The 24,223-nt window shown below is 39.8% G+C and carries 23 protein-coding genes and 1 tRNA gene; 22 read left to right on the top strand and 2 right to left on the bottom strand.

Translation table 11 applies throughout. The annotated features are described in order from the left end of the window. The first annotated feature begins 630 nt into the window (after window positions 1–630). Window positions 631–1,752, top strand: a complete 1,122-nt coding sequence (locus tag NL111_RS09750) for a low temperature requirement protein A (RefSeq protein ID WP_285110244.1) — start codon at window positions 631–633, stop codon at window positions 1,750–1,752. A gap of 33 nt (window positions 1,753–1,785) precedes the next feature. Here NL111_RS09750 and NL111_RS09745 read toward each other — a convergent pair whose 3' ends face one another. Further along, window positions 1,786–2,163, bottom strand: a complete 378-nt coding sequence (locus tag NL111_RS09745) for a MerR family transcriptional regulator (RefSeq protein WP_285110243.1) — start codon at window positions 2,161–2,163, stop codon at window positions 1,786–1,788. A 98-nt stretch (window positions 2,164–2,261) separates the two neighbouring features. Between NL111_RS09745 and NL111_RS09740 the strand changes: the two genes are divergently transcribed. The 3 genes from NL111_RS09740 to NL111_RS09730 are packed head-to-tail and all read left to right on the top strand — an operon-like array spanning window position 2,262 to window position 4,816. Beyond that, a complete protein-coding gene (locus NL111_RS09740) occupies window positions 2,262–3,179 on the top strand; it encodes an amidohydrolase family protein (RefSeq protein WP_285110242.1) in 918 nt (305 codons plus the stop codon). A gap of 17 nt (window positions 3,180–3,196) precedes the next feature. Then, window positions 3,197–4,204: an aldo/keto reductase gene (locus NL111_RS09735; RefSeq protein WP_285110592.1), complete on the top strand. Its 1,008-nt coding sequence runs from the start codon at window positions 3,197–3,199 to the stop codon at window positions 4,202–4,204. A gap of 24 nt (window positions 4,205–4,228) precedes the next feature. Next, window positions 4,229–4,816 (top strand): sugar O-acetyltransferase, encoded by a 588-nt coding sequence (locus tag NL111_RS09730; protein ID WP_502929584.1) that lies wholly within the window; start codon window positions 4,229–4,231, stop codon window positions 4,814–4,816. A 181-nt stretch (window positions 4,817–4,997) separates the two neighbouring features. Here the strand turns inward: NL111_RS09730 and NL111_RS09725 are convergent. Next, window positions 4,998–5,070: transfer RNA gene (locus NL111_RS09725), tRNA-Lys, on the bottom strand. Window positions 5,071–5,465: 395 nt separating this feature from the next. Here NL111_RS09725 and yycF point away from each other — a divergent pair. The 18 genes from yycF (at window position 5,466) to NL111_RS09635 (ending at window position 24,218) form a co-directional block, all read left to right on the top strand. Then, window positions 5,466–6,167, top strand: a complete 702-nt coding sequence (gene yycF / locus NL111_RS09720) for a response regulator YycF (protein ID WP_002829394.1) — start codon at window positions 5,466–5,468, stop codon at window positions 6,165–6,167. Between the two features lie 640 nt (window positions 6,168–6,807). Then, entirely contained in the window at window positions 6,808–8,655 is a 1,848-nt protein-coding gene (gene walK, locus NL111_RS09715) for a cell wall metabolism sensor histidine kinase WalK (protein ID WP_285110240.1), read from the top strand. Next, window positions 8,655–9,950 carry a YycH family regulatory protein gene (locus tag NL111_RS09710; protein WP_002832615.1) on the top strand — a complete coding sequence of 432 codons (1,296 nt, stop codon included), beginning with the start codon at window positions 8,655–8,657 and terminating at the stop codon, window positions 9,948–9,950. The genes walK and NL111_RS09710 overlap by 1 nt, the downstream gene beginning before the upstream one ends. An 11-nt stretch (window positions 9,951–9,961) precedes the next feature. Next, window positions 9,962–10,876 (top strand): two-component system regulatory protein YycI, encoded by a 915-nt coding sequence (locus NL111_RS09705; protein ID WP_285110239.1) that lies wholly within the window; start codon window positions 9,962–9,964, stop codon window positions 10,874–10,876. Between the two features lie 42 nt (window positions 10,877–10,918). Next, window positions 10,919–11,722: an MBL fold metallo-hydrolase gene (locus tag NL111_RS09700; RefSeq protein ID WP_002829398.1), complete on the top strand. Its 804-nt coding sequence runs from the start codon at window positions 10,919–10,921 to the stop codon at window positions 11,720–11,722. Window positions 11,723–11,839: 117 nt separating this feature from the next. Further along, window positions 11,840–13,063 carry a S1C family serine protease gene (locus NL111_RS09695; RefSeq protein WP_285110238.1) on the top strand — a complete coding sequence of 408 codons (1,224 nt, stop codon included), beginning with the start codon at window positions 11,840–11,842 and terminating at the stop codon, window positions 13,061–13,063. Between the two features lie 696 nt (window positions 13,064–13,759). Beyond that, window positions 13,760–14,869, top strand: coding sequence for a non-hydrolyzing UDP-N-acetylglucosamine 2-epimerase (gene wecB, locus NL111_RS09690; RefSeq protein WP_285110237.1), 1,110 nt, complete (start codon window positions 13,760–13,762; stop codon window positions 14,867–14,869). Window positions 14,870–14,972: 103 nt separating this feature from the next. Further along, window positions 14,973–15,584, top strand: coding sequence for a recombinase family protein (locus NL111_RS09685; RefSeq protein ID WP_285110236.1), 612 nt, complete (start codon window positions 14,973–14,975; stop codon window positions 15,582–15,584). Window positions 15,585–15,841: 257 nt separating this feature from the next. After that, window positions 15,842–16,756 carry a hypothetical protein gene (locus tag NL111_RS09680; RefSeq protein WP_271900726.1) on the top strand — a complete coding sequence of 305 codons (915 nt, stop codon included), beginning with the start codon at window positions 15,842–15,844 and terminating at the stop codon, window positions 16,754–16,756. Between the two features lie 15 nt (window positions 16,757–16,771). After that, window positions 16,772–17,407 carry a sugar transferase gene (locus tag NL111_RS09675; protein ID WP_002832609.1) on the top strand — a complete coding sequence of 212 codons (636 nt, stop codon included), beginning with the start codon at window positions 16,772–16,774 and terminating at the stop codon, window positions 17,405–17,407. Between the two features lie 2 nt (window positions 17,408–17,409). After that, window positions 17,410–18,156, top strand: coding sequence for a WecB/TagA/CpsF family glycosyltransferase (locus tag NL111_RS09670; protein ID WP_271900728.1), 747 nt, complete (start codon window positions 17,410–17,412; stop codon window positions 18,154–18,156). Beyond that, entirely contained in the window at window positions 18,138–18,677 is a 540-nt protein-coding gene (locus NL111_RS09665; RefSeq protein ID WP_271900730.1) for a hypothetical protein, read from the top strand. The genes NL111_RS09670 and NL111_RS09665 overlap by 19 nt, the downstream gene beginning before the upstream one ends. After that, complete coding sequence (locus tag NL111_RS09660; RefSeq protein ID WP_002832606.1) at window positions 18,674–19,339, top strand: YveK family protein; 666 nt, start codon at window positions 18,674–18,676, stop codon at window positions 19,337–19,339. The genes NL111_RS09665 and NL111_RS09660 overlap by 4 nt, the downstream gene beginning before the upstream one ends. Beyond that, window positions 19,339–20,646 carry an O-antigen ligase family protein gene (locus tag NL111_RS09655; RefSeq protein ID WP_002832605.1) on the top strand — a complete coding sequence of 436 codons (1,308 nt, stop codon included), beginning with the start codon at window positions 19,339–19,341 and terminating at the stop codon, window positions 20,644–20,646. Before NL111_RS09660 ends, NL111_RS09655 begins: the two co-directional genes overlap by 1 nt. Beyond that, the gene (locus NL111_RS09650) at window positions 20,639–21,586 is read left to right on the top strand and encodes an acyltransferase family protein (protein ID WP_002832603.1); all 948 of its coding nucleotides are present in this window, start codon (window positions 20,639–20,641) and stop codon (window positions 21,584–21,586) included. Before NL111_RS09655 ends, NL111_RS09650 begins: the two co-directional genes overlap by 8 nt. A 24-nt stretch (window positions 21,587–21,610) precedes the next feature. Continuing rightward, on the top strand, window positions 21,611–22,597 hold the full coding sequence (locus tag NL111_RS09645) for an acyltransferase family protein (RefSeq protein WP_002832602.1): 987 nt from the start codon (window positions 21,611–21,613) through the stop codon (window positions 22,595–22,597). A gap of 101 nt (window positions 22,598–22,698) precedes the next feature. Next, window positions 22,699–23,691 (top strand): glycosyltransferase family 4 protein, encoded by a 993-nt coding sequence (locus NL111_RS09640; RefSeq protein ID WP_285110235.1) that lies wholly within the window; start codon window positions 22,699–22,701, stop codon window positions 23,689–23,691. Between the two features lie 71 nt (window positions 23,692–23,762). After that, window positions 23,763–24,218 (top strand): acyltransferase, encoded by a 456-nt coding sequence (locus NL111_RS09635; RefSeq protein WP_226887976.1) that lies wholly within the window; start codon window positions 23,763–23,765, stop codon window positions 24,216–24,218. Window positions 24,219–24,223: the final 5 nt, after the last annotated feature.

Below are 24,223 nucleotides of genomic sequence, written 5' to 3'. Positions count from 1 at the left end.
TGGTTTCCTTGATAACCCTCATGCATAAATGCTAAATAGAAGGTTTTAAAAGTTTATTTTTTAATACTTCTTATCTAAGTTAATCTCCTGAACGCTCTTAATTGCGGGCGTGTCGAAGCCTGCCATATCCTCGACGAAGTCCTTGCTGTCCATATATTCTTTATTTTATGCGCTGAGATCCCCGTCAGAAGAAACCAAGGCGAAAATTCGACATTCACCATCGGTGCCGACTTCTTTGTACACATTGTGAACAGTGATGCCGTATTTAGGAAGGCTCACCAGGTGTCTCTTCCAATGCTTATTTAAATAAATATCTGCGTTTTCATTGTTGTTAATTGTGTAAATTCTAAGCTGAAACAGCGTATCCGCTCTTTCATGAAGTGGAGTTATTATATGCTTTAAAAATTTTTATTTCAAAGAAAAATACTAAAATTTAGCTAACTATTTTTATGAAGTATTTGATCGTTTTTGATATCTACATAGTAATTAATAAAAATACCCTTAAGGAGGCTCATCGTCTTCATTATCCGATTAGAACATGCCCATTTATTATGGGAAGTTAAGCGCACTAAATATTTAGGATATAATGGTAAATGCTAACAAAAGACGAAAGGACAATCTTAAAGAACGATGAATGATTTAGTTACTAAAAAAGTATCATTAATTGAGCTCTTTTATGACTTGGTTTTTGTATACATGATATCGCAAGCCACAGGTCTAATTCATCATTTACATAATGGGGTAATTGGATTAAGCACTTTTTCTATTTTTGCTTTAGTGGTAATTTTATTTATCAATTCTTGGATGATTCAAACTGTCTTTATCAACCGTTATGGCAACGATTCTTGGTCAAATAAATTATTTATTTTTATTAATATGGCCGTGGTTTTGTATATGTCAAACTCTTTTTCAAGTACGTTTAATCACCAACTGACACCTTTTTTTGGCGCAGCTGCGTTGTTGTCTTTGACCCAAACCATGCAATACGTAATTGTGTATTTAAAAACGACTCAGAATGTAGATAAACAAATTACCTTAGCCTTCAGCGGAATCTTAGCTACGAGGACCTTAGCGTTAACCATCGGGGCTACTGTTCAAAACCAACTAGGACTACTGGCCGCGTTACTGGGAATCATGATTAGTTGGATTGCACCAAGCTTTACTGGTAAATTAACCGTACGCCGACCAATTATTTTTTCGCACTTACTTGAACGGGTCACGGCTTTAATTATTATTATGTTCGGAGAAATGATTGTAGGAATAGCAGAATATTTCACCCAACGGACGGTTTCGCCTTATTCACTCTTATTATTTGTGCTAGTGGCACTGCTTTTCATGGCATATGCTACAGAATTTAGCGATTTAATCGAAGAAAAGCAAGGCAGGGAAACGGGAAATCGATTAATTTACCTACATTACTTCATTTTATTTGGGTTAAGTTTGATTACGGTGGCAATTAAGTTTATTCAAAGCGCTAATGCTAACTTGACTTTTAGTGTTGGATGCCTGTATACGGGGTTGTTACTGTTTTACGTTGGAATTCTACTAGGCGGTATTTACAACGGAGTAAGCTTTAAGATTGGAAGTAAACGGGTATGCTGGATAATAGGCTTTACCTTGCTAGGTTGGGGAGCCACATTGCAGTTAAAAAATGCTACCGAAATAATATCCATTACGGTAGTGGTTGCTCTATTAAATCTACTGATATTAGCTAGGATTGGGCAAAATGGTCCTTCTAGGCAAAAACCATAATAAATTTAAAACCTCAGAAATTATAGCTGTGACTTAATTTCTGAGGTTTTGTTTATCTGCAGCTGCCGACAAATTTTGGACGTCTACGATCTTATCTTTTAGATGGTCAATAGATTGTTGAAGTGCGTGTAATTGCTTTTCGGACTTGGATAACTGTCTTTTTAAGATGGTCAGACGGCTGGGGATGGTTTCGTTCCCCCTTTGGTAAAGTTGAATAAAGTTTTTAATTTCAGTAATGGTCATTCCACAATTTTTAGTGCAAATAATGAAATCTAGTCTTTCTAAATCTTTTTTGGTAAATTCTCGAACGCCATTAACGCGATTAATTGGACCGAGTAGTCCCTCGCTTTCGTAATAACGCAGGGTGGGAGTAGAAACGTTAAACATTTTAGCAACTTCATTAATTTTCATGGAAAATCCTCCTTGACTTAAAGTGTACTTTAAGCAGTAGAATTGTCAACAATCGCAGAGGGATGGTGTCTAGCGAAGTTATTAAAGGAGGCATTTCGATGGTCGATGTATATGCGCATGTTTTAACGCCTAACTACCTTGTTGAGATGTTGAAAATTGCGCCGAATGCTTTAAAAAATAACGAATGGATGCAAAATCCATTATTAACGGATATTAAAAAGCGAGTAAAGACAATGACAGAAGACCAGCAAGAAATTATCTCAATGGTTAACTTGAATCCTGAAGATTGGGTTGCCCCCAATTTAGCGGCTTCCCTGTGTCAATCTGCCAATGCCGAACTTATAGAAAGGGTTGAAGCGCAACCGAAGCACTTTGTGGGCGCCGTAGCGATGTTACCAATGAATAACATTCCTGCAGCGTTATCAATAATTGATCACCAGGTGGCTAACAATAAAGCGTTGGTGGGCGTGCAAATGTTTACTAGAGCGATGAAAAAGCCCATCACAGATCCAGAATATGAGCCGATTTTTGAAAAAATGGCAGGCTTAGGAAAGCCAATTTGGTTGCATCCCGTTTTTGATGAACGCAAATCAGATAATAACCTAACTTTTAGCTGGGAATATGAACAAACAATTGCCATGAATAATATAGTGAATAACGGTTACTTTAAGAAATATCCTAATTTAAAAATAATCGTCCACCATGCCGGAGCAATGGCGCCATATTTTGCGCAACGGATTTATTACATTCAAGGAAAGAATAACTATGAAGATTTCAAAAAATTTTATGTAGATACAGCTCTATTGGGTAATCCAAAGGCCTTAGAAATGGCTGTAGAGTTTTTTGGGGAACGGCATGTATTATTTGGTACAGATACTCCTCTTGGAATCAAACCGGATGGGCCTACCCAGGTTATTAAACAAGCAATCCAGACAAGCAGTTTAACTAAACAACAAAAAAGAAAAGTCTTCGTTGAAAACTGGCAAGATTTAACAATTAACAAACTGAAGGGATAAGTTCAATGAATAAAGATATGCAATATACAAAGTTGGGACAAACTGATATAGCAGTTTCAAAGATGTGTGTGGGCGCGATGAGTTTTGGCAGACCGGGGAGTATGCACGATTGGACACTCGATTATTCAGAAAGTGAAAAAGTAATCCGCCACGCCCTTGGTTTGGGGGTTAATTTCTTTGATACAGCAAACTCTTATTCTGAAGGAACTAGTGAAGAATATCTAGGACGCGCACTTAAAGAAAACAAAATTCCTCGTGACCAAGTAGTTTTAGCTTCTAAAGTTTATTTCAATCCGGGACGGTTGTCTAAAGCGGCGATTCACCGAGAAATTGAGGGCTCTTTACGACGCTTGAACACGGATTATTTAGATTTATATATTATTCATCGATTTGATTATGAAACACCAATTGAAGAAACAATGGAAGCTTTAAATGATTTAGTAAAGGCTGGTAAAGTACGTGCGATTGGTGCTTCAGCAATGTATGGCTATCAATTTTATAATATGCAACAAATTGCCAAGGAACACGGCTGGGCGCAATTTCAAACTATGGAGAACCACTACAATCTTCTTTACCGGGAAGATGAACGTGAATTAATTCCAATTTGTAATCAAATGCAAGTGTCATTAATGCCATACAGCCCGCTAGCAGCGGGACATTTAAGTCATAAGGCTTGGCAGACGAACACTCTACGTAGTCAAACCGACCGCGTAGCACGTGGAAAATACGATGATTCCCGTTTGGAAGACCAAGAAATTGTTGACCGAGTATCCGAATTAGCTGAAAAGTATGGTGTTTCGATGAGTCAAATAGCCTTGGCTTGGCAATGGAAAAAAGGCGTGGCTGCACCAATTATTGGCTCAACTAAGATGAAACATCTTGATGAAGCAGCTGCTGCGCTATCGATTGACTTATCAGCAGAGGATGTTAATTACTTAGAAGAATTATATGTACCACATAAGATAATTGGGGCGCTTGACGAAAATCCAGCTGAAGGAACCGTCCTAATTGACGAGAAAAAATAATGGTTTTGTGAGGAGAGTGTACACCTGCTAAGCGAACATGAAAAATTGTTAGCGGGAAAAGGCTATGATTACCGGGATCCCGAAATTCAAACAATGATCCAGAATGCCCAGAATGTGACGAAAGAAATTAATCAGACTCAGGATTCTAGTAAAAGAATGGCATTGTTTAAGAAATTATTTGCAGACGTGGGCGAAAATGTAACCATAATGAGTCCTTTTCGAGTTACGTACGGAAAACATATGCGACTGGGAAATGATGTATTAATAAACGCTAATGCCAATTTTTTGGATGCTAATTTGGTCACCATTGGTGATCGGGTATTAATTGGACCGGACGTTAAGTTTTATTGTGGTGAGCATTCGATTGATGCGAGCAAACGTTTTGGAAAGCGCTCAGATGGGAATTCCTATGTTATTTCCACTACCAGACCTATTGAGGTTGGAAATGATGTGTGGATTGGAGGAAACGTCACTATTCTTCCTGGGATAAAGATTGGCAACAATACAATTATTGCGGCCGGAGCCGTAGTCAATAAGGACGTCCCTGATAATGCTATCTTTGGCGGAGTGCCAGCAAAGAAGATCAAAGATTTGCCAGTACTTGATCGCTAGTGATTTAGAAATCTAAAACTCTATAAATAAAATAGAGATATAGTCCAAAAAAATTTGAGCACAAAAAACCAGCACTTCAAATTAATTGCTGGTTTTTTGTTAAAGAGAAAAATGTAGACAACAAAAAAATCAGCAACCACGGCCTGACGCAGCGTGATTGCTGATTAGTGTGTCTATGTAATGGGTGGTCAGGGGATCGAACCCTGGACCCACGGATTAAGAGTCCGTTGCTCTGCCAGCTGAGCTAACCACCCATGTGATTGATGTCCTCATCAACTCGACTTAAATATAGTAGCATGAAAAAAAAATCATGACAACACTTTTTTTGAATTTTTTTCAAAAAAAGTTAAAAAAAGTGAAATTTTAGCTAATAAGGGGCTACGAGAGCGTTATCATTCAAATTTGAGCGCATGTGGTATAATTGACAGAAACGAATGGGATAGACCTTTGCCTAAAAAATGGCAAAAAAATCCGCAACTTTTTTTGAATTTGTATTTATATGGACAAAATCGGATTAGTAAATTTGGTTGACGGTAGCTTAATGTGAAATTGAAGCACTAAGCCGGTGACCAAACGTTTGAAAATTAATTAAGTGTCTGTCCCAACTTCTTACAACTAATGGCAGATATATCTTCTGAGGAGGGCAAACATGCCAAAAATTTTAGTAGTAGATGATGAAAAACCAATTTCCGACATCGTCAAGTTTAATTTAGATAAGGAAGGTTACGATGTGGTAACTGCTTATGACGGCGAAGAAGCGCTAGAAAAAGTAGAGTCCGAGGAACCGGACCTAATCCTATTAGACTTAATGTTGCCAAAAATTGATGGGTTAGAAGTTGCTCGCCAAGTGCGGGCCAAACATAACATCCCAATCATTATGGTAACCGCTAAGGATTCGGAATTGGATAAGGTTGTTGGATTGGAACTTGGTGCGGATGACTACGTTACCAAGCCGTTCTCCAATCGGGAACTGGTAGCGCGGGTAAAAGCTAACTTGCGTCGGCAGGATCAATTCCAACAAAGCAATGAAGAAGTAAAAAATAACATTAAGATTGGCCCACTAGTAATTAATTCGGATTCGTATTCGGTAACTCGGGACGGTGCGCAATTAGATTTGACGCACCGGGAATTTGAATTGCTACATTATTTGGCACAACATACGGACCAAGTGATGACCCGGGAACATCTCTTACAAACGGTGTGGGGCTACGATTACTTTGGCGACGTGCGGACGGTCGACGTAACGGTGCGGCGGCTGCGCGAAAAAATTGAGGAAACACCAAGTAATCCGCAAATTTTGGTAACCCGTCGAGGAGTAGGATATTACTTGAGGAATCCGGAAACAGACTAGAGTGTTCAATTATCCCGGGTAGTCTTTGAGGATTAACTGGATTTTAGACTTAATCGCGACAGCGATTGGGTCTAAAATTTGGTTAACCGCAGAAGGCTGGGAGACTTGAACATGTTTCGGCTATGCAGCAGTAGAATTTGGTTAACCGGAAAGAGCTGAGGGCTGGAGCTTGTTTTGGCTATGCAGCAGTGAAATTTGGTTAACCGCAGAAGGCTGGGAGACTTGAACATGTTTCGGCTATGCAGCAGTAGAATTTGGTTAACCGGGAAGTGCTGAGGGCTGGAGCTTGTTTTGGCTATGCAGCAGCGAAATTTGGTTAACCGCAAGAAATCGGGTTGCAAAACTCATTTCAACTAATTTAACAGAAAAATATCGGTCGCTGCACCATCGCAATGTAAGTGGAAGTAGCGCCCATTTAACTATGGAACGAGTTATGATGCCTGACCTGACTCAGCGAACGACTCAAACGCCAACTAAACGGTTGCTAACGCACATCACGATTAATAACATTTGACCAGTAAAACTTAGTTACCGGAATTCGGTAAGGATCCCCATGGCTAAGCAGGCTGGCCTCTTTTAGGCACGCAATTGCCGATTTGTTTCCTTAACTAATCAATTAGTTAGAACTCGGGGAGTTTAAATGAATAAGCGAACAAATTTTTTTAGATCAATCAATTTTAAAATAGCTCTAGTGTTTGCAATGTTGCTGGTGGTAACGTTGGAAGTCGTTGGAGTTATTTTTGTGCGTCAATTGGAGACGCAAAACTTAAGCCAGTTCAAGTCGCAAGTCCAACTCCAACCGTACGTGGAAAATGAAATTAGCGCGCAACTTGAGCGCAGCAACACGAAAAAGGCGAACGACCAAATTGCGGACATTATTGGCAATATTAATAACCAAAACATCACGGAAATTCGAGTAATTGATGCTAAGGGAGTTATTCGCGGGACTAGTAATAATGCCGATCGGAGCATGGTCGGACAAAAAACTACCGACCGGAACGTCAAGGACGTTATTTATAACACCCGCAGTTACCAACAAATTTCTTATAATAAAACGAATAACACGCGTTATTTTATTTCGGTTGTTCCCCTCATTAACACGTCGGGAGCCACCAATAATTTGACGGGTGTTGTTTACATTCGGGCCAACTTAGAGTCGGTTTACCAAAATGTGAATAACATTACGCTTATTTTCGTGGTGGCGGCTCTAATTGCGATTACGATTGGCCTTTTCCTTGCGGTTTTAATTGCGCGGGCGATTACGCGACCAATTGAAGAAATGCGGCAACGGACCATGCAAATTGCCCGGGGAGATTACTCCGGACAAGTCCAGATTTACGGTGACGATGAACTTGGCCAACTTGCTGCAGCCGTTAACGATTTGTCGGTTCGGGTTGAAGAATCGCAAGAATTGACTGAATCAGAACGGCGGCGGTTAGATTCAGTCTTGGGTTATATGACCGACGGGGTGCTGGCGACGGATCGCCGGGGCCGAATAACGATCGTCAACGAAATGGCAACGGACTTTTTGAATTTGGAAAACGACCAAATTGTGGGCAAGTCAATTTTAGACATTTTAGACTTACGTGGTTCGGTAACGCTGCGTGATTTACTGGAAAATCAAGATCCCGAAGTGTTAGATTTGTCTAACGATGAACAGGATTTGATTTTGCACGCCTCCTTTGCCCTGATTCAACGGGAATCCGGGTTTATTAGTGGGTTAGTTTGCGTGCTTCATGACGTTACTGAACAACAAAAAATTGACCAAGACCGGAAACGTTTCGTATCTAACGTTTCACATGAGTTACGGACTCCGCTGACCAGCATGAAGAGCTACATTGAAGCACTTGTCGATGGGGCTTGGAAGGATCCGGACGTCGCGCCAAACTTCTTGAAAGTTACCCAAGAAGAAACCGACCGGATGATGCGGATGATTAACGACCTGCTAAATCTGTCCCGAATGGACTTGGGGACGGCGCGGTTAGATAAAGAATACGTTAATTTAAACGAGTTGTTTAACCATATTCTGGATCGTTTTGATATGATTTTGAAGAATGGGGAAAAATCGGAGAAAAATTACACCATTAAACGGGATTTCACCCGGCGAGATATCTGGGTTGAAGTGGATACGGATAAAATTCAACAAGTGTTGGATAACATTATGAATAACGCCATCAAGTATTCTCCAGATGGCGGGGTAATCACTTGTCGGCTGGTTGAGACCCATAACCACGTAATCATGAGCATTACTGACCAAGGACTTGGAATTCCAAAAGAAGCGATTAGTCACGTCTTTGACCGTTTTTATCGGGTTGATAAAGCACGGTCTAGAGCACAAGGCGGTACTGGGCTAGGTCTAGCAATTTCCAAGGAAGTGGTCCAAATGCACGGTGGCCGGATTTGGGTAGAAAGTCGTGAAGGTGAAGGTTCGACCTTCTACATTTCGCTACCGTACGAACCGTTTGAGGAAGGGGATGCTTGGGAATAATGAAGGATACGAAGACCCGGCGCATTATTCGCCACGCGCTTTTAGCAATTTTAGCGATTATGAGCATTAGCCTTTCGTGGTTAATTTGGACGAATCCGGCTCGTTACGGTGGCTCACACCATATTGCAAACGAAAAAGTTCAGTCCAACCAAGTTAAACGGGACATGAGCGACGTAATTTTGCCTACTCAAATTATTTACACCAATCGTGACAAACAACAATTAATTAATAATTCTAAGAAAAATTTACCAAAAATGACCGTGGCCGAGATTAGTAAATGGCGTTTGGAAAGTTCCACGCGAGTATCACGTGGCAATAAGGAACGGTTTATGGATTACGCCACCATGGATCGTAGCGTAATGCTGAAATATCCTAGCAACATTACCACGCAAATTTTCAATGGAGTTTACGATCAGAAGTTAAATTCCAATTATGAAATTAGCCAAGTGGTGATTAATCTAGATAAACGAAACGAGTTTTTCTTACTTAATGATAAAACTTACGACGTTTATCAAATTAAAGTCAGCAGGCAGAACTTAAAGAATTTACGACAACTAGTGCAGGGAAATGACCAGGTTTATGCAGTTAAAGAAACGGTCATGAATCACCGGCTGATCAACGATTACTATAAGGCCCCTGCGGTACCATACAACAGCTTTTTGATTAACGAGGAAAGCAGCAGCGTATTTACGGCCAACTTGTTGACCAACACGGATGCTGACTCAATTGATACCAAAAAAACCAAGGACGGAGTGGTGTACGTGACTAACGACAACACGAAACGCCTCCTTGTCCGTAATAATGGTCAGGTAACCTTTAATAATGCGGGCGGAAATGGTGGCGGAAATAGCCTGAATGATAATATCGAGAAGAGTTTCTTGCAGATGAAACAACTGGGAGTGCAAGCTGATACCAACGTGCGTTACTTTGATTTCCAATTGGCTAAACGGCAGGCGGAATTCCGCGATTACGTCGCCGGGTTCCCGATTTTCAATGAGGATGGTTTAGGCACGATTAAGGTTGCCCGACAATCCAACGAACTGACAACGTCCTTTTCAATTTACAACTTACAGGTGCCAGTTCCTTCTAAGGGAGGTACCAAACAGCTGCCTACGACTGAAGAAGTACTAAATCAGCTTAGTTACCAAGGAATTAACCCTAAAGATATCAAAGATATTGAAATTGGGTATCAATGGGCAGGTAAAGTAGCAGCCAACACGACGATAGAACTGGAACCAACGTGGTACGTTAATTATCGTGGTGAATGGACGGCCTACCAAAATTTGGCTAGCTAAGGAGGAACGAAATGGATTTTAAGAGAATTGAAGTAATCTTCATCGTGGTTTTTGCCATCTTAAACGCCTATTTATTCGGTTCCTACTGGCAATACCAAATGGAATCGGGCACGGTTACGTCGTCAAATACTAGTGCGAGCACGTCCATTTTAAAAGAGATGCGTAACGACCAGATCACGTATATGCCACTTTCTAACAAGAAAAAGGAAGGGTATTACGCCCAAAGCAAAGTGGACACTTCCCTCAAGGGCGACATTAAGCACCTTACTGGGCAAAATGCGCGCGTGGTTGATAATAAGTTGTATAGCACGATCACCGATCCATTTACCATCGATCCCCAAGATCCCCAGAAGGCTTTAGACCGCTTTTTAAAGGATCGGGAAAACGTAATTGCTGGCACGCAGTATCAGTATAATGCGAACTTAAGCAGCGATACGCAAGTGGTTTACACGCAGATGATTGACCAACGCCCGGTATATTCTAAGGACGGCCAGCTTATTTTTTACGTAAATACCAGTAATCAAGTTACCGGCTACGTGCAAGGTCATTTGGTAGCTAAAAAACAGCTTCGTGAAGAAAGCGAATTGATTAGCCAATCGCGGGCGGTCACCCTGCTTTACCAATACAACGAAATTCCAAATAGTTCCAAAATTGAGTGGGCTAATTTGGGATACACGAGGTTGCTAAGCACTGATGAAGGTGCAGTTTACGTGCCTACTTGGGTAATTGGGATCAAAAACAAAAATAGTGCTAATATTGAAGTTAAACGAATTAATGCCTTTTCGGGAGTGTTGATCAAAAAAGACGGACAAACCCCAGTAAAGAAGGCTAAAACCACGGATAAAGCAGCTGCTACGGATGCGAGCGGCACGAGTGCTGGATCTGCAGAGGACGGTACTGCATCAACAAATAGTATGAACGCATAAATTATTGTTAATGGATTAAATTTTAAGTAGGAAGGTCACAAGATGAGCGAAGAGGGTTTGAAAGTTAGCGTGCTTTCCAGTGGAAGCACCGGAAACGTTACCTACATTGAAACACCCGAACATAAGGTGCTGGTAGATGCAGGCTTGAGCGGCAAGAAAATTGCCGGGTTAATGGAAAGTGTCGGTCGGGATATTCATGAGGTGGACTCCTTATTTGTCACTCACGAACATTCTGATCACATTCAAAGTGTCGGGGTGTTAGCTCGAAAGTACGGGATCAACGTTTACGCAAACCGGGGAACTTGGGATGCCATTAAAAATAAGGTCGGTAAAATTCCTACCGAACAAAAGTACATTTTTGATCCCAATACGACTAAGTCTTTGGATGACTTGGATATTGAAAGTTTTGCGGTGTCACATGACGCTGCCGAACCGCAATTTTACGAATTTCATCACGCGGGAAAATCGTTCGTGATATTAACGGATACGGGATACGTGTCGGACCGGGTTGCGGGCACAATTCGCAATGCCGACGGCTACTTGTTTGAAGTAAATCACGATACGGAAATGTTGCGGATGGGCGGGTACCCGTGGCCCCTTAAGCAACGAATCATGGGCGATCACGGTCATTTATCCAACGAAGACGGTGCCAACGCGCTCATGGATGTAATTGGCAACCGTACTAAGAAAATTTACTTAGGTCACTTGAGTTTGCATAACAACATGAAGGAGTTGGCCCATTTAACGGTGAGTTCCATGATGCAAAACCATGATTTAGCAGTTGGCCACGATTTTGAAATTCTAGATACGGACCATGAAAAAGCGGACCCGCTGGCTTTAATCTAATTTTTAACCTTTTAGGAAATTTACCGAGTAAATTCATACAAATAACATAAATTACAGGCTATAATAGGCCGTAACGGGAATATTGTATGAGGAGGGAGCGGGAATCCGCGACGTGTTATGAAAAATAATAAGATTATTATCACGGCTGCCATTGCAGGTTTGCTTGGTGGTGGGGTTGCCTATGGTGGTGCAAGTTTTGTACAAAATCGGATGGAAGCTACCATTACGGCAGTTCCAACTGGTTCAAATAAATCAGGGGAAACTCAGACAAGCAACGTGAAGGTTAACGTTAGCAGTCAATCTTCAAAAGCATTTTCTACGGTAAAGGATTCCGTAGTTTCCGTAATTAATTTGCAAAAAGAAAATACGGGCGACACCGACAATATTTTAAACTCAATTTTTGGGGGCAGTGAGTCCTCGTCAAGCAAGTCTTCTTCTGATAAGCTTCAAACGGCTTCGGAAGGGTCCGGGGTAATTTATAAGAAGAGTGGCGACACCGCGTACATCGTTACGAATAACCACGTGGTCAGCGGTTCAAATTCGCTTGAAGTTATCATGAGCAACGGAAAGAAGCTACCCGCTAAAATTGTGGGAACTGATAGCGTAACCGACCTAGCAGTCCTCAAGATTAACTCTGCTCCGGTAACCACCGTGGCAAGTTTTGGTGATTCTGACAACATTAAAGTCGGAGAGACTGCGTTGGCAATTGGTTCACCACTAGGTTCGGAATACGCAACTTCCTTGACGCAAGGAATCATTTCAGCGAAGAAGCGGACCATTGAAACGTCAAATAGCAATGGCCAAGGTACTGGCGAAGCAACGGTTATTCAAACTGACGCTGCAATTAACGCTGGTAACTCTGGTGGTCCGTTAATTAACTTGGCGGGCCAAGTCATTGGAATTAATTCGATGAAGCTTTCTTCAAGCGGTAGCTCAACTTCGGTAGAGGGGATGGGCTTCGCCATTCCATCTAACGAAGTGGTTTCTGTAATCGACGAATTAGTGAAGAACGGTAAAATTAATCGTCCGGCGCTAGGAGTAACGTTGGTAGATTTAACGGCAATCTCTTCAGATCAACAAAAATCAATCTTAAAATTGCCTAGCAGCGTAACGGGCGGATCGGTAATCATGTCGGTAGATTCAGGTCCGGCAAAGACTGCGGGCTTGAAGAAGTACGATGTGGTGACGAAGGTTGATGGAAAATCAATCAAGGATACGGCCGAACTTCGCGAAGCGCTATATAAGCATAAGGTTGGCGATACCGTTAAGATCGGTTACTACCATAGCGGAAAATACAAGACTACGGACGTTAAATTAACTAAAACAGCAAGTACTAATTAGATAAAATTGCTGAACGGAGAATGCTTTTTTGAGTATTCTCCTTTTTTATTGTTTTTTGAACTATTAGAAATTAATCTCTTTAAGAAAGTATCTATAACAAATGTTTTGGTTGGAAAATAATAGCGCACATTTACTACTTAAATAATTATTCAAGTTAACTTAGTTAATTTGTATTCTAGGATCTTTATAGAGTGTTAAAGCAGAGTGAAAAATTATCTTGTTTTAATACAACAGCTGAATTATTAGGAATACGGAGAGAGTAATTAAAAAGAGGCAGAAATTTATTTTTATTATTTTATGAGAGTTCACATTAATTAATAACAATTAATTGCATTAGTTTTATTTTATAGCAAAGGGAAATTAAAACTAAAAAAATTTCTAAATTTCAAAAAATAATAAAGTTTAACGTTCACGAGCAGGTTTTTGGTGTAAATTAAGTGAGTAAAACACTTACCAATGAATTTGTTTAATATCATTCATTTTTTGTGCTAAAAATCGCGTTATAGTTATGTTTGTAAAAAGCTATAAGTCATGCTACTATGCTAAAAGCAATCTCGGCTGTACTTTTTTGCCTCTTAATACTGTGATGAAACCGCTAACTAATTTAGATTGGTGGCTTTTTTATATAGCATTTCGAGGTATTCGAACGGGATTCGCGATGGATAATAAAGTTTGGTAAACAAGGAGGAAAAATTTATGAAGAAAATCAAAGTGATGAGCATTTTCGGGACTCGTCCAGAAGCGATTAAAATGGCTCCCGTAGTTAAAGCGATGACACACGATGAGCGGTTCGCTCCGATTACGGTAGTTACCGGACAACACCGAGAAATGCTGGATCAAGTCTTGCAGATTTTTAAAATTAAGCCAGATTATGATTTGAACATTATGCAAAAGGACCAAACTCTAAGCAGCATCACTAGCAAGGTTCTTTTGAGGATGGATAAAATTTTGCAGGAGGACCGCCCTGATTTGATTTTGGTACACGGGGACACCACCACTACATTTTCTGCGGGACTAAGTGCTTTTTATCACCAAATTCCGGTAGGCCATGTAGAAGCGGGATTGAGAACTTGGAATAAGTACTCGCCATTCCCTGAAGAATTAAACCGCCAGATGACGGACGTGCTGACGGACCTTTACTTCGCGCCAACCACAACTAGTCGGGATAATTTACTCCGAGAAAATCACCCCGAAAATCAAATTTTTGTCACCGGAAATACCGCAATTGATGCCCTTAAGGACACCGTTAGCGAAGATTACCATAACGAAATTTTAGAAGAAATTAGTGAGAATCGCCGAATTATTTTGGTAACCATGCATCGTCGTGAAAACCAAGGGGCGCCTATGCAACGAGTTTTCAAAGCCATCCGGCAGGCAGTGGATGAAACCCCCGACGTAGAGGTTATTTTCCCAGTCCACCTGAACCCTAAGGTACAACAAATGGCGGAAGCCGAATTGGGCAATGATCCCCGGATTAAGTTGGTCGCGCCGTTAGATGTCCTTGATTTTCATAATATTGCGGCCCGCAGTTATTTAATCATGACGGACTCGGGTGGTGTTCAAGAAGAGGCTCCTTCACTAGGTAAACCGGTTCTAGTACTACGGGACACGACGGAGCGGCCAGAAGGGGTTGCGGCCGGAACATTGAAATTAGTGGGAACTGATCCACAAGCAGTTAAGAAGCAAATGAGTGACCTCTTAAATGATCCGGCAAAATACGCAGAAATGGCCCAAGCCCAAAATCCGTACGGCGATGGTCACGCAGCAACTCGGATTTTAGATGCAATTACCAAAACAATTAAATAGATTTTCTAGGTTATTAATATTTCTGTGAGTACGCTTTTAAGGTATGTAAATATCACATTCTTAAAAAGCTAGATGTTACTAAGTGTTGGGGGAAAAGATATCCATGAAGAAGGAAATAAATATTGGATATGCAAGGGTTTCGACTGTCGAACGCCAGGTTTTAGGTCTTGAACTTCAAATTAGGGCATTAAAAGAGGCGGGATGTGATAAGGTATTTTACGAGGAAGTCAGTGGAAGCAAGGATGACCACGACCAAATGCTAAAAGCAATTGAAAGTTCTAAAAGATACGTGGCAAAAAAATTTAAAGTCCGTTTTTATATTTATAAATTAGACCGATTGGGACGGCATTCAAGTAAAGCCATCCAAATCATTGAAAATTTAAATAGCAACGGTATTGAAGTAGTTAGCATTAAGGAGCAGTTTGACACTTCCACTCCAGTTGGAGTGCTACAATACCAGATACTGGCGTCTTTTGCCGAGTTTGAGCTGAACAGTATTAGGCAACGGACCAAAGAAGGCTTAGCGCAGGCAAGGTTGAATGGGAAGAGATTGGGTCGTCCACCCCTTAGCGAGGAAGTTAAGGAAAAAATATTGAAGCTATACAAAGAGACTGATTTAACCGTGATTAAAATAGCGGAATTGTGTAGTGTGGGCACCACGTCTGTATACAATACTCTGCGGGAATCGGATGTAAAAAGGCGGAGAAGTCGTTAGATCTCGTGTTTACTTTTTATCGTATCTGTAATAACATAATGGTATCAAATTAACGTCGTAAATTTTTTGAGGTGTTTTATACATAAAATGAACGTTTTACGTAGTTCTTAAAAAACGGCAAAAGACCGCCATCAGAACCATTTTTTAGAGAAATTTCTCTAAAAAATGGTTCTTTTTTTTATGTTTTTGATTATCCGTAAAACGTTCGTTTTGTGTTGTACATAGCGGCGTTTATAAAAAGGATAGCAGGTGGAATTTTGAATAAAGTCACGTTTAAAGAGGAACAAGTCACGATTTACGGTGAATATGGTGAGGGCAGTTCAATTGGCTTTGCCTTTCAGAGATTCGGAATAAACCAGATTTTTTCATTAGCAGAGGTTTATATCGTACCTAAAAGTTTGGTTGAAATTCAAGAAAGTGATTTGACGGCCGAAAACCAAATTATCTCACCAATCACGGATTGGATTTCCCCATATTGGATAGTTGCCAAAAACGATATCGACATCCCTAACAATGGAAATAAATTAACGGGTGGTAACCATGGGACTAACAATGGGGAGGGCGATCCAACCGCTGAATTTGTAAGATTAGATGTCTTTATTGGTAATACACCGATTAAAAATGACCTCAGCAACATGGTCGTTGATAAACCCATTACATTAGTGACAACTAATCTAGTGGAAGCTAGCAATACCCACATAAGTTATCCACGAAAAATTGTGGAAGAGAAGGTCACGTACGTCGTTAAGGGATCTGAAATAAAGGTGAAGGTCGAATTTCAAGTTAAAGAACCCGCATACATTATTGAATATAGTGGGCTACAGACTAACGGACAATACTACGATCAGTTTTCGATTCCTAATTCTGAAATCGAGGGATGGCAACCAATTGGTACGCAAACTTACCGGAGTGGTGCTCATGAACAATATGGCCTAAGTAGCCAAATTATGCTGAATAAGGAAGGATCTTCAGATTGGCTGGTGGTTAGCTTGGATGGCTATAAAAAAATGTCTCTAGCTGATGGGGTAGAGATGATTCAAGTCGTGGAAGCTCCCGTGAACAAAACGTACTTCCGCTTGCTATATGACACTAGTTTAATGGTCGAGGCTGGCGATGTTTTCTGGCTTAAAGGTTCATATAGTTTTACTAATTCAAGCCCGTATAACGTGTAAGGACGGTGAACCTTTATGAACATGAAAATGGAAGTTGCAGATTTGAGCTTGTATAGCGTGGTAAAGCGTCTCTCGGATGTTATCGGCGCTGGTTTAGGGATGGCTATCTTATCGCCAGTATTTCTAATCATTGCCATCGCTATTAAATTAGAGGATCCCCGCGGTCCAATAATTTTCACTCAAGTGCGAGTAGGGAAGAATGGCAAGTATTTCAAAATATACAAGTTCCGTTCCATGCGAGTTAATGCTGAGGAAGAGCTAGCAAAGTTGAAAAGCCAAAATGACGTTAAAGGTGCCATGTTTAAGTTAAAAAACGACCCCCGCGTTACCCGAGTGGGTCATTTCATTAGAAAACGCAGCTTGGATGAACTCCCCCAACTGTACAACGTTTTAATTGGGGACATGAGCCTGATTGGTCCGCGGCCCCCGTTAGTAAACGAAGTTGCGGCATATTCAAAACGAGATCTTCAGCGACTTCGCGTTCGTCCGGGATGCTCGGGTTTATGGCAAATTAGCGGGCGAAACGAGTTGGATTTTGACGAAATGGTGGACTTAGACCTGGAGTACATCCAAAAAAGAAGCATACTTTTTGATTTGGAAATCATCTGGAAAACGGTGGTTCAGATGATTTTTCCTAAGGGGGCGTACTAAGAATGAAGCGTGTAAATTTATTTGGGATTAGCGTTGACCCACTAACCACTAAACAAACGGTGGAATTGGTGCGGGAAAAAATAGTTAATAAGGTCCCTACCCACCTTTTAGGAATGAATGCGGATAAAGTTAACGGCTTAGGAAAAGATAAGCAATATGATGAGATCGTTAAAAATGCCGATATTATTAACGCCGATGGAGTTTCTTTGATTATGGCGGCCAAGTTTTTGAATAAATCAATCCCCGAACGGGTTGCGGGCATCGACCTCATGCAAGATCTACTGGAAATGGCAGAAAAATATGGTTTTTCCGTATACTTTCTGGGTGCTAAACATGCAGTGGTAAGCACTTTAGTAGACAGGACGAAGGGAAAATATCCACAGTTACAAATAGTGGGGTATCGGGACGGATATTTTGGTAAGGATGAATGGCAAAATATTTCAAACGAGCTGAAAGAAGCTCATCCGGATTTGGTATTTATCGGGATTAGTTCACCCACTAAGGAGTACTTAATTGATTACTTCATGAAACAAGGCAATAACGCTATTTTCATGGGAGTCGGTGGAAGCTTTGATGTTTTGTCTGGCTATATTAAAAGGGCTCCAAAATGGGTTAGAAAAACAAATATGGAATGGATGTACCGCTTTTTACAAGAACCCAAACGCTTATTTAAGCGATACTTTTTTGGGAATGTAAAATTCTTAATTTCGATGTTTAGGGAGAAATTTAAGTGGCAAAAACAAGTTTAAGAACCGTTGCTAATGATCTAGTTGATGACGTAATTGCAAATACAAATATAGTTTACGAAGAAAACCAAAACGTTATTAGCATGGTACCAGTAGGTCAAGTTGAAAGATATGACCAGTTTGTTGGTTTGGTTGCGGAATGCTTCCGAAAAGAATTTGAAAAAATACTAATTATTGATTGGAATTTTGGAAAAACGTCGCGCGAGGATAATTTGGATGCTCCAGGATACCAGTGGGAGTCGATTGACTATGTTAAGGCGACTGAGGTAGCCGACAACCCGAAGGAGTTTACCAAAATACTGATCAGCAGTGAGAAAAATTCCATCACACAATATACCGACTTTGACGTCGTACTAGTTAAATATCGGGATAACATCTTTGAGCAGGCACCATATTTATTAAAAAAACAAAAACGGGCCGTAGTGGCAATCCACACTAAGGGAATGGCTAAAAAAATCATACGAAATATTGATGAAGAGAGTAAAAAGAATGAGCTAGAGTTTTTAGCTCCAGTACTTTTTTGATTGATGGGAAGGAGTTCGGAGGTATCAAAACTACAAGAAAAACACTTAAAGTTGTCTTAGCCAAATTTTTAATCCCAGTGGTTATCTTAACTGCGCTAACTTGTTTGGTGGGATTGAAGTTTTATAGCAAGTTAGTTCCTGAAAATTATATGGCCGAAAGCCAAGTTCTGGTAACTCCTAAAAGGGGAAATTCAGAAACTTTCACCATGAAATATGCAAATACTTATAGCCAGTTAATGTCTTCAAACAGTTTCTTAGAAAAAGTTAAGAGTAAATATCACGGCAAGGAGAAAATCACTACCGATAAATTAAAAAATCATTTGTCAGTTAGTATTGGAAAGGATTCTCAAGTAATTGTTATTCAAGCTTCTGCATCTAATCCAGAAGACAGTATTAAATTAGTTAATGCGTTAGCTAAAGAGTCGGTAAAATACATTCCTAAGATCTTAGACACAAATAAATTGACCTTAGTTTCAGTCGCCAACAAAACAAATCGGGTAGTCAAAATCAATAAAAAAGTGTATCTAATCTCCTTATTTACAATCTTTTTTGTGCTTTATTACCTGCTAGTTATTTTTTACGTAATTTTTGGCAAAAAAATCTATTTCAAGGAACAGATTTCCGATATTTTAGAGGCCAAAACAATTTATAAGGTGAAATAATGGTCGATTCAAAAAGCACAATTTCTTTGAATAAGGTCATCTTATTTCTCCTAGTTATCATGCCAATCGTGGAAAGTTTGAATGGTCTTCTGTTGGGGCATCACATTTCCGATATATATCGTGCTGGGTTGGGTTTATTAATTTTGGTGTACATTTTTTGCACGGGTAAGTACTTGCACAAGCAAAGCTTTGAATTACTATTCCTATTGCTACTATACATTGGGTTGACCATGTTTCAATTTATTTTTTTTCATGGAGATATTACGGCTTTTAAAAGTGATTTAAAGACAACGACTAGAATAATTATCACCCCCTTATACTACGCGTATTTTTACGTAGCACTTGTCCGAAAGGATATTAGAAAAGCTGAATTAGTCAAACTGTTGACAACATATGCAATCTTATATGCGGTGCTAATTATTACACCAACTTTGTTTCATACAGGGTATATAACGTATGATTACCAAGGAACAGGATTCGTAATGGTAGGGCACGGCACTGGGGTCGGGAGCAAAGGCTTCTTCGTTGAAATTAATTCGCTAGTGGGAATTTTGGTTATATTTACTTTTTACACTGGACAACGTGCTTTGGCCTTTTTTAAAAAGGGTAACTTAAAAAATGGGGTGCAGTTCGTACTAATATTACTAAGCTTGGTCATGGCAGAGATTATAACCACGACGAAAACGGGAATCTTGGTAGGGGTGATTTACCTAATTTATTTTTTGCCTCGTTCATTTTTCGTTTTACGGAAAGTAATTACTAAAAAACAGCGTCGAATACTAGCCGAACTGTTGTCGGTGCTAATTGTGGTACTTTCACCATTTATTTATCAAGGATTCGCTAAAGAAGTTACATTATTTATTCAGCGGAATCAGTACTTTTTTGATTTGTTTGACGGAAATCTGCTGAAATTCATTACGAGCAGCCGATCAGTTTTTCTTGAAAAAACATTTAAATCAATCAATAGGGCAGATAACTCCCTCTTTTTACATCTTTTTGGGGGCGGCTACTACATTAGATTAGATAAGCCTTTCTTTGGAGCCGGACGCCGGGTCACCGAGATGGACTGGTTTGATTTGTATTTTTCTTACGGTTTAGTTGGGATAGTAGCCTACATCACCTACTTCAAGGAAAGTTTATTTAATATACTTAATAGTAAGAAAAATCCCGTAAAAATAATGCTAGTTGTATTCATAGTGTATAGCTTAATTGCTGGACACGTAATCTTTAACGCAATGACCACCACGATTTTGGCAGTTGCGTTAGCATACTTTACTGATAATAAATTTGGAGAAAATGATGATTAAAAAGAGAATTGATTGGATTGATTATCTAAAAGCTTTTAGTGTAATTAGCGTGGTGGCGTTCCACGTTATGGACGGAATGCATTACGAAGCGCATTATAGTGGCTTTATTTACGTTTTAATCACAACCCTTACTAAAGGAGTCGCTCTTTCAGCGTTCTTCTTGGCAAGCGGACTATTTGCTAATTCCTGGCTTAAAAAAGAAAAAAAGTTTCTATTAAAGGTGAAAGCTTTGCTGGTACCGTACTTTATTTGGTCAATTGTGTATGGTTTATTGAACATCTTGGGAAGTTCCTATGTTAATCATCGGGCTGATTTTTCGTTCATATACACAATTTTAGTTTCTCCTAAATGGCATTTTTGGTTTTTGTATTATCTGTTTTGGTACTTTGTTTTCTTTGCAGCTATTCAAAAATTAAGACAACGAACGCAAATGCTGGTTATCGGGAGTGGTTTTATTTTGGGATTGGTTTTTCCCAACTTTTGGATTCTAAACAACTTTTTTCCATACTTCATTGCTTTTTACGTGGGAACCTATTTTAAAGAAATAAAAGACCAAATTCAAAGGGACAGTTTGCTAAGGCTCGCCCTCATGGCGCTTCCGTTATATGCCGTCTATAGCTACTGTTTGGAAATGAACTACGAGTTGGCGACGTCATTATTAATTCCATTAGCAGGAATCACCAGCGCATTTTTCTTCATTAAATTATTTATGCAGGTTCCACATATGGGGTGGCTACAATATTTGGGACAAAGAACAATGCCGATATACCTGTTGCACGTCTTTTTTACGGCGCCTACGCGAATAGTATTGTTGAAACTCAATATTCAAAACGTTGGTATTAACGTGCTAGTAGGAATATTGGCGGGGCTGGTAATGCCGCTCCTGGTCTACGTGGTTGCTCAGAAGTTAAAAATTAACAAGATATTATTTGGTAGTTAACTATTTATCAGATGGAGAAGCAGGATGCAAAGAGACTTACGAATAGATTTTTTGAGGGCATTAGCAATTTTGCTCATTATATTGGCGCATATTGATCCGTCAAACTTGGTTTTCCAAGCTAGAGCGTTTGACGTACCCCTAATGACGATTCTTATGGGGTCAAGTTATTTTATATCATCTAGCAGACACTCGGACGAACGCTACGGAACCTATTTGTTAAAACGTTTTAGGCGGTTAATTATCCCAACTTGGGGTTTTTTAATTCTATATTTCATTAGTATCTGGTTGTTTACTTTGGTTACGAAAGACGGTTTTCCTTACTCGTTTTCAAAAATGATGGCGTCTTTCTTGATGTCAACAAACCACGGGATTGGGTATACTTGGATTTTCTTGATTTTCTTTGAAGTAGCAATCTTTTTACCATTTTTAAAAAAGATGTTTGAAAAAAAGCAAAGTAAAAAATTTATGGTAGGTGGAGTAGTGTTAATTACGCTACTAAGTTGGTTATATGACCAGTATAGTTCCACTTTCTTTAGCACTTTCGTAAGCGTAGTTTTGGGGATTGTGGCGTACGGATTATTGGCGTATTTAGGCATGGTCGCCTTAAAACAGTCTAAAAAGCAAAATTTGGTGCTAGCTGGTGTGTTTCTTCTTGTTTATATAATGCTGGGTTACTTGCGTAGCGATTTTGGAGTGGAGACCTTCAAGTTTCCGCCTGAACTGCAATACGTAGCCTATGGAGCAGGGATTTCGTTGTTGCTTTTCACGGTTACTACCATAGTGAATAAATATTTTGAAAAAGTTAATCCGAAATGGCTAATCTGGCTGTCCAAAAATTCATTAACTATTTACTACGTTCACATTTTTGCAATTCGGGTAGTCAACCGGGTACCGTACTTAAACCGATGGTGGGAAACTCGTTACTTATTTTTGGTCGGCAGTAGTTTAGTGCTGACTTACATCTGGATTAAGTTTAAAAACGCTAGTGCTTTAAACAGATTATTCAAATAGTTACTTGAATTATTAAAGGAGAACCTAAATTGATATTAGTAGTTTCAAATATGTATCCTTCAAGGGAATTCCCTAATTATGGGGTTTTCGTAAAAAATTTCGTGCAAGAATTATCGCAAACACAAGAAGTGAAAGTGGTCGCTTTAAAGAAAAAACAAAGTAAGTTTTTAAAGGAATTAGGCTACCTGATTTTTTATCTGCGGGTTTTCTTCAATTACGTTTCGGGAAAGTATAGTTTAGTTTACGTACACTACGCTGGATACAACGTGCCACCGATTCTTTTAGGAAAGTTCTTCAATCGGAAGGTTCCTTTGATCGTTAACGTTCATGGCAGCGACGTCACTCCTGAAAAAAGGTTGGAAGAAAAGACTAATTTTTTGACCAAAAAAATAGTTAAGAAGGCAGATCTAACGGTAGTGCCCTCTGCCTACTTCAAAGAAGTAGTTGAAAATAAGTACGGGAAGATTCCTATTTTTGTTTCGCCGTCTTCTGGGGTAAACCGTAACCTCTTTAAGAAACAGGAAGTTGAAAAAAGTACCGACCATTTCTACATTGGCTACGTTAGCCGTATTGACGCAGAAAAGGGTTGGGATATCCTTTTGAAGGCTTTTAAAAAGGTAAAAGCAGAGATTCCCAACGCTAAATTAGTTATGGTGGGTGGCGGCGCGCAAGATGCCGATGCCGTGCAATTAATTAAAGATCTGGGAATTAAACAAGATGTCGAAAAAATTCAAATGCTCAGCCAAGCGGAACTAGTAAAAATTTACAATAAGCTAAACGTATTCGTTTTTCCTAGCACAAGGGCTGGAGAAAGTTTAGGGTTGGTTGGATTAGAGGCCATGGCTTGTGGAACTCCGGTAATTGGAAGCGATTTTGGTGGGATTAAGACGTATACTAGAGATGGTTATAACGGCTTGCTCTTCAAACCGGGCAGTCAATCTGACTTAGAAAATAAGATTAAGAAATTTTATGCTTTAGATGCCGCGCAGCAAAAGGCTATGGGAGAAAACGCCATGGCAACGGCCCAAAAGTATGATAGTAATTTGGTAAATAAAAAATTAATTGCAGAAATTAAGAAATTTGACGGGAACTAAAAATGAGAGCAGTCTATACAGTTTTATTTTTAATAGTAAATAAATTGTTCGTGCCTTATCGTCTAAAGAGGTTGGAAAGAAAATTTCGGAAGCTAAAAAATGCCGTTGCAAGGCATTTGTTCGCGTTTGTAGGGGATAATGCTAATATCCGGCCCCACGTTCGGCTTTCGTACTTAAGCAATATTTCCTTGGGTAAGGAATCTAGCATTGGTGATCGTAGTATGATTGTTGCGGCCGATTCAGTAATTATCGGAGATAACGTAATGATGGGGCCTGAAGTTGCAATCTGGACCCAAAACCATAAGATTACGGATCGGGATACGTTACTGTTAAATGGCAAAGCCGTCAAAAAACGGGTAATTATTGAAGACGACGTTTGGATTGGTGGAAGGGTGATTATTTTGCCTGGAGCAGTTATCCAAAAAGGCAGCGTAGTTGCAGCAGGATCGGTAGTGGTGGGAAAAACCTACCCTCCGTACAGTGTGATTGGCGGTAATCCGGCAAAAGTTATTAAAGAAAGAACGTAGGTGGG

Source organism: Pediococcus sp. AC40, from assembly GCF_030252485.1.
Lineage (GTDB): Bacteria > Bacillota > Bacilli > Lactobacillales > Lactobacillaceae > Pediococcus > Pediococcus acidilactici.
Note: the sequence above shows the minus strand (reverse complement) of the source record. Positions and strands in the feature narration are given on the sequence as shown.

Coding starts and splice junctions, on each gene's coding strand:
- NL111_RS09740 (WP_285110242.1), top strand. CDS start 2,262: ATGGTCGATGTATATGCGCATGTTTTAACGCCTAACTACCTTGTTGAG.
- NL111_RS09650 (WP_002832603.1), top strand. CDS start 20,639: ATGATTAAAAAGAGAATTGATTGGATTGATTATCTAAAAGCTTTTAGT.
- NL111_RS09695 (WP_285110238.1), top strand. CDS start 11,840: ATGAAAAATAATAAGATTATTATCACGGCTGCCATTGCAGGTTTGCTT.
- NL111_RS09705 (WP_285110239.1), top strand. CDS start 9,962: ATGGATTTTAAGAGAATTGAAGTAATCTTCATCGTGGTTTTTGCCATC.
- yycF (WP_002829394.1), top strand. CDS start 5,466: ATGCCAAAAATTTTAGTAGTAGATGATGAAAAACCAATTTCCGACATC.
- NL111_RS09710 (WP_002832615.1), top strand. CDS start 8,655: ATGAAGGATACGAAGACCCGGCGCATTATTCGCCACGCGCTTTTAGCA.
- NL111_RS09655 (WP_002832605.1), top strand. CDS start 19,339: ATGGTCGATTCAAAAAGCACAATTTCTTTGAATAAGGTCATCTTATTT.
- NL111_RS09685 (WP_285110236.1), top strand. CDS start 14,973: ATGAAGAAGGAAATAAATATTGGATATGCAAGGGTTTCGACTGTCGAA.
- wecB (WP_285110237.1), top strand. CDS start 13,760: ATGAAGAAAATCAAAGTGATGAGCATTTTCGGGACTCGTCCAGAAGCG.
- NL111_RS09750 (WP_285110244.1), top strand. CDS start 631: ATGAATGATTTAGTTACTAAAAAAGTATCATTAATTGAGCTCTTTTAT.
- NL111_RS09645 (WP_002832602.1), top strand. CDS start 21,611: ATGCAAAGAGACTTACGAATAGATTTTTTGAGGGCATTAGCAATTTTG.
- NL111_RS09745 (WP_285110243.1), bottom strand. CDS start 2,163: ATGAAAATTAATGAAGTTGCTAAAATGTTTAACGTTTCTACTCCCACC.
- walK (WP_285110240.1), top strand. CDS start 6,808: ATGAATAAGCGAACAAATTTTTTTAGATCAATCAATTTTAAAATAGCT.
- NL111_RS09670 (WP_271900728.1), top strand. CDS start 17,410: ATGAAGCGTGTAAATTTATTTGGGATTAGCGTTGACCCACTAACCACT.
- NL111_RS09735 (WP_285110592.1), top strand. CDS start 3,197: ATGCAATATACAAAGTTGGGACAAACTGATATAGCAGTTTCAAAGATG.
- NL111_RS09700 (WP_002829398.1), top strand. CDS start 10,919: ATGAGCGAAGAGGGTTTGAAAGTTAGCGTGCTTTCCAGTGGAAGCACC.
- NL111_RS09675 (WP_002832609.1), top strand. CDS start 16,772: ATGAACATGAAAATGGAAGTTGCAGATTTGAGCTTGTATAGCGTGGTA.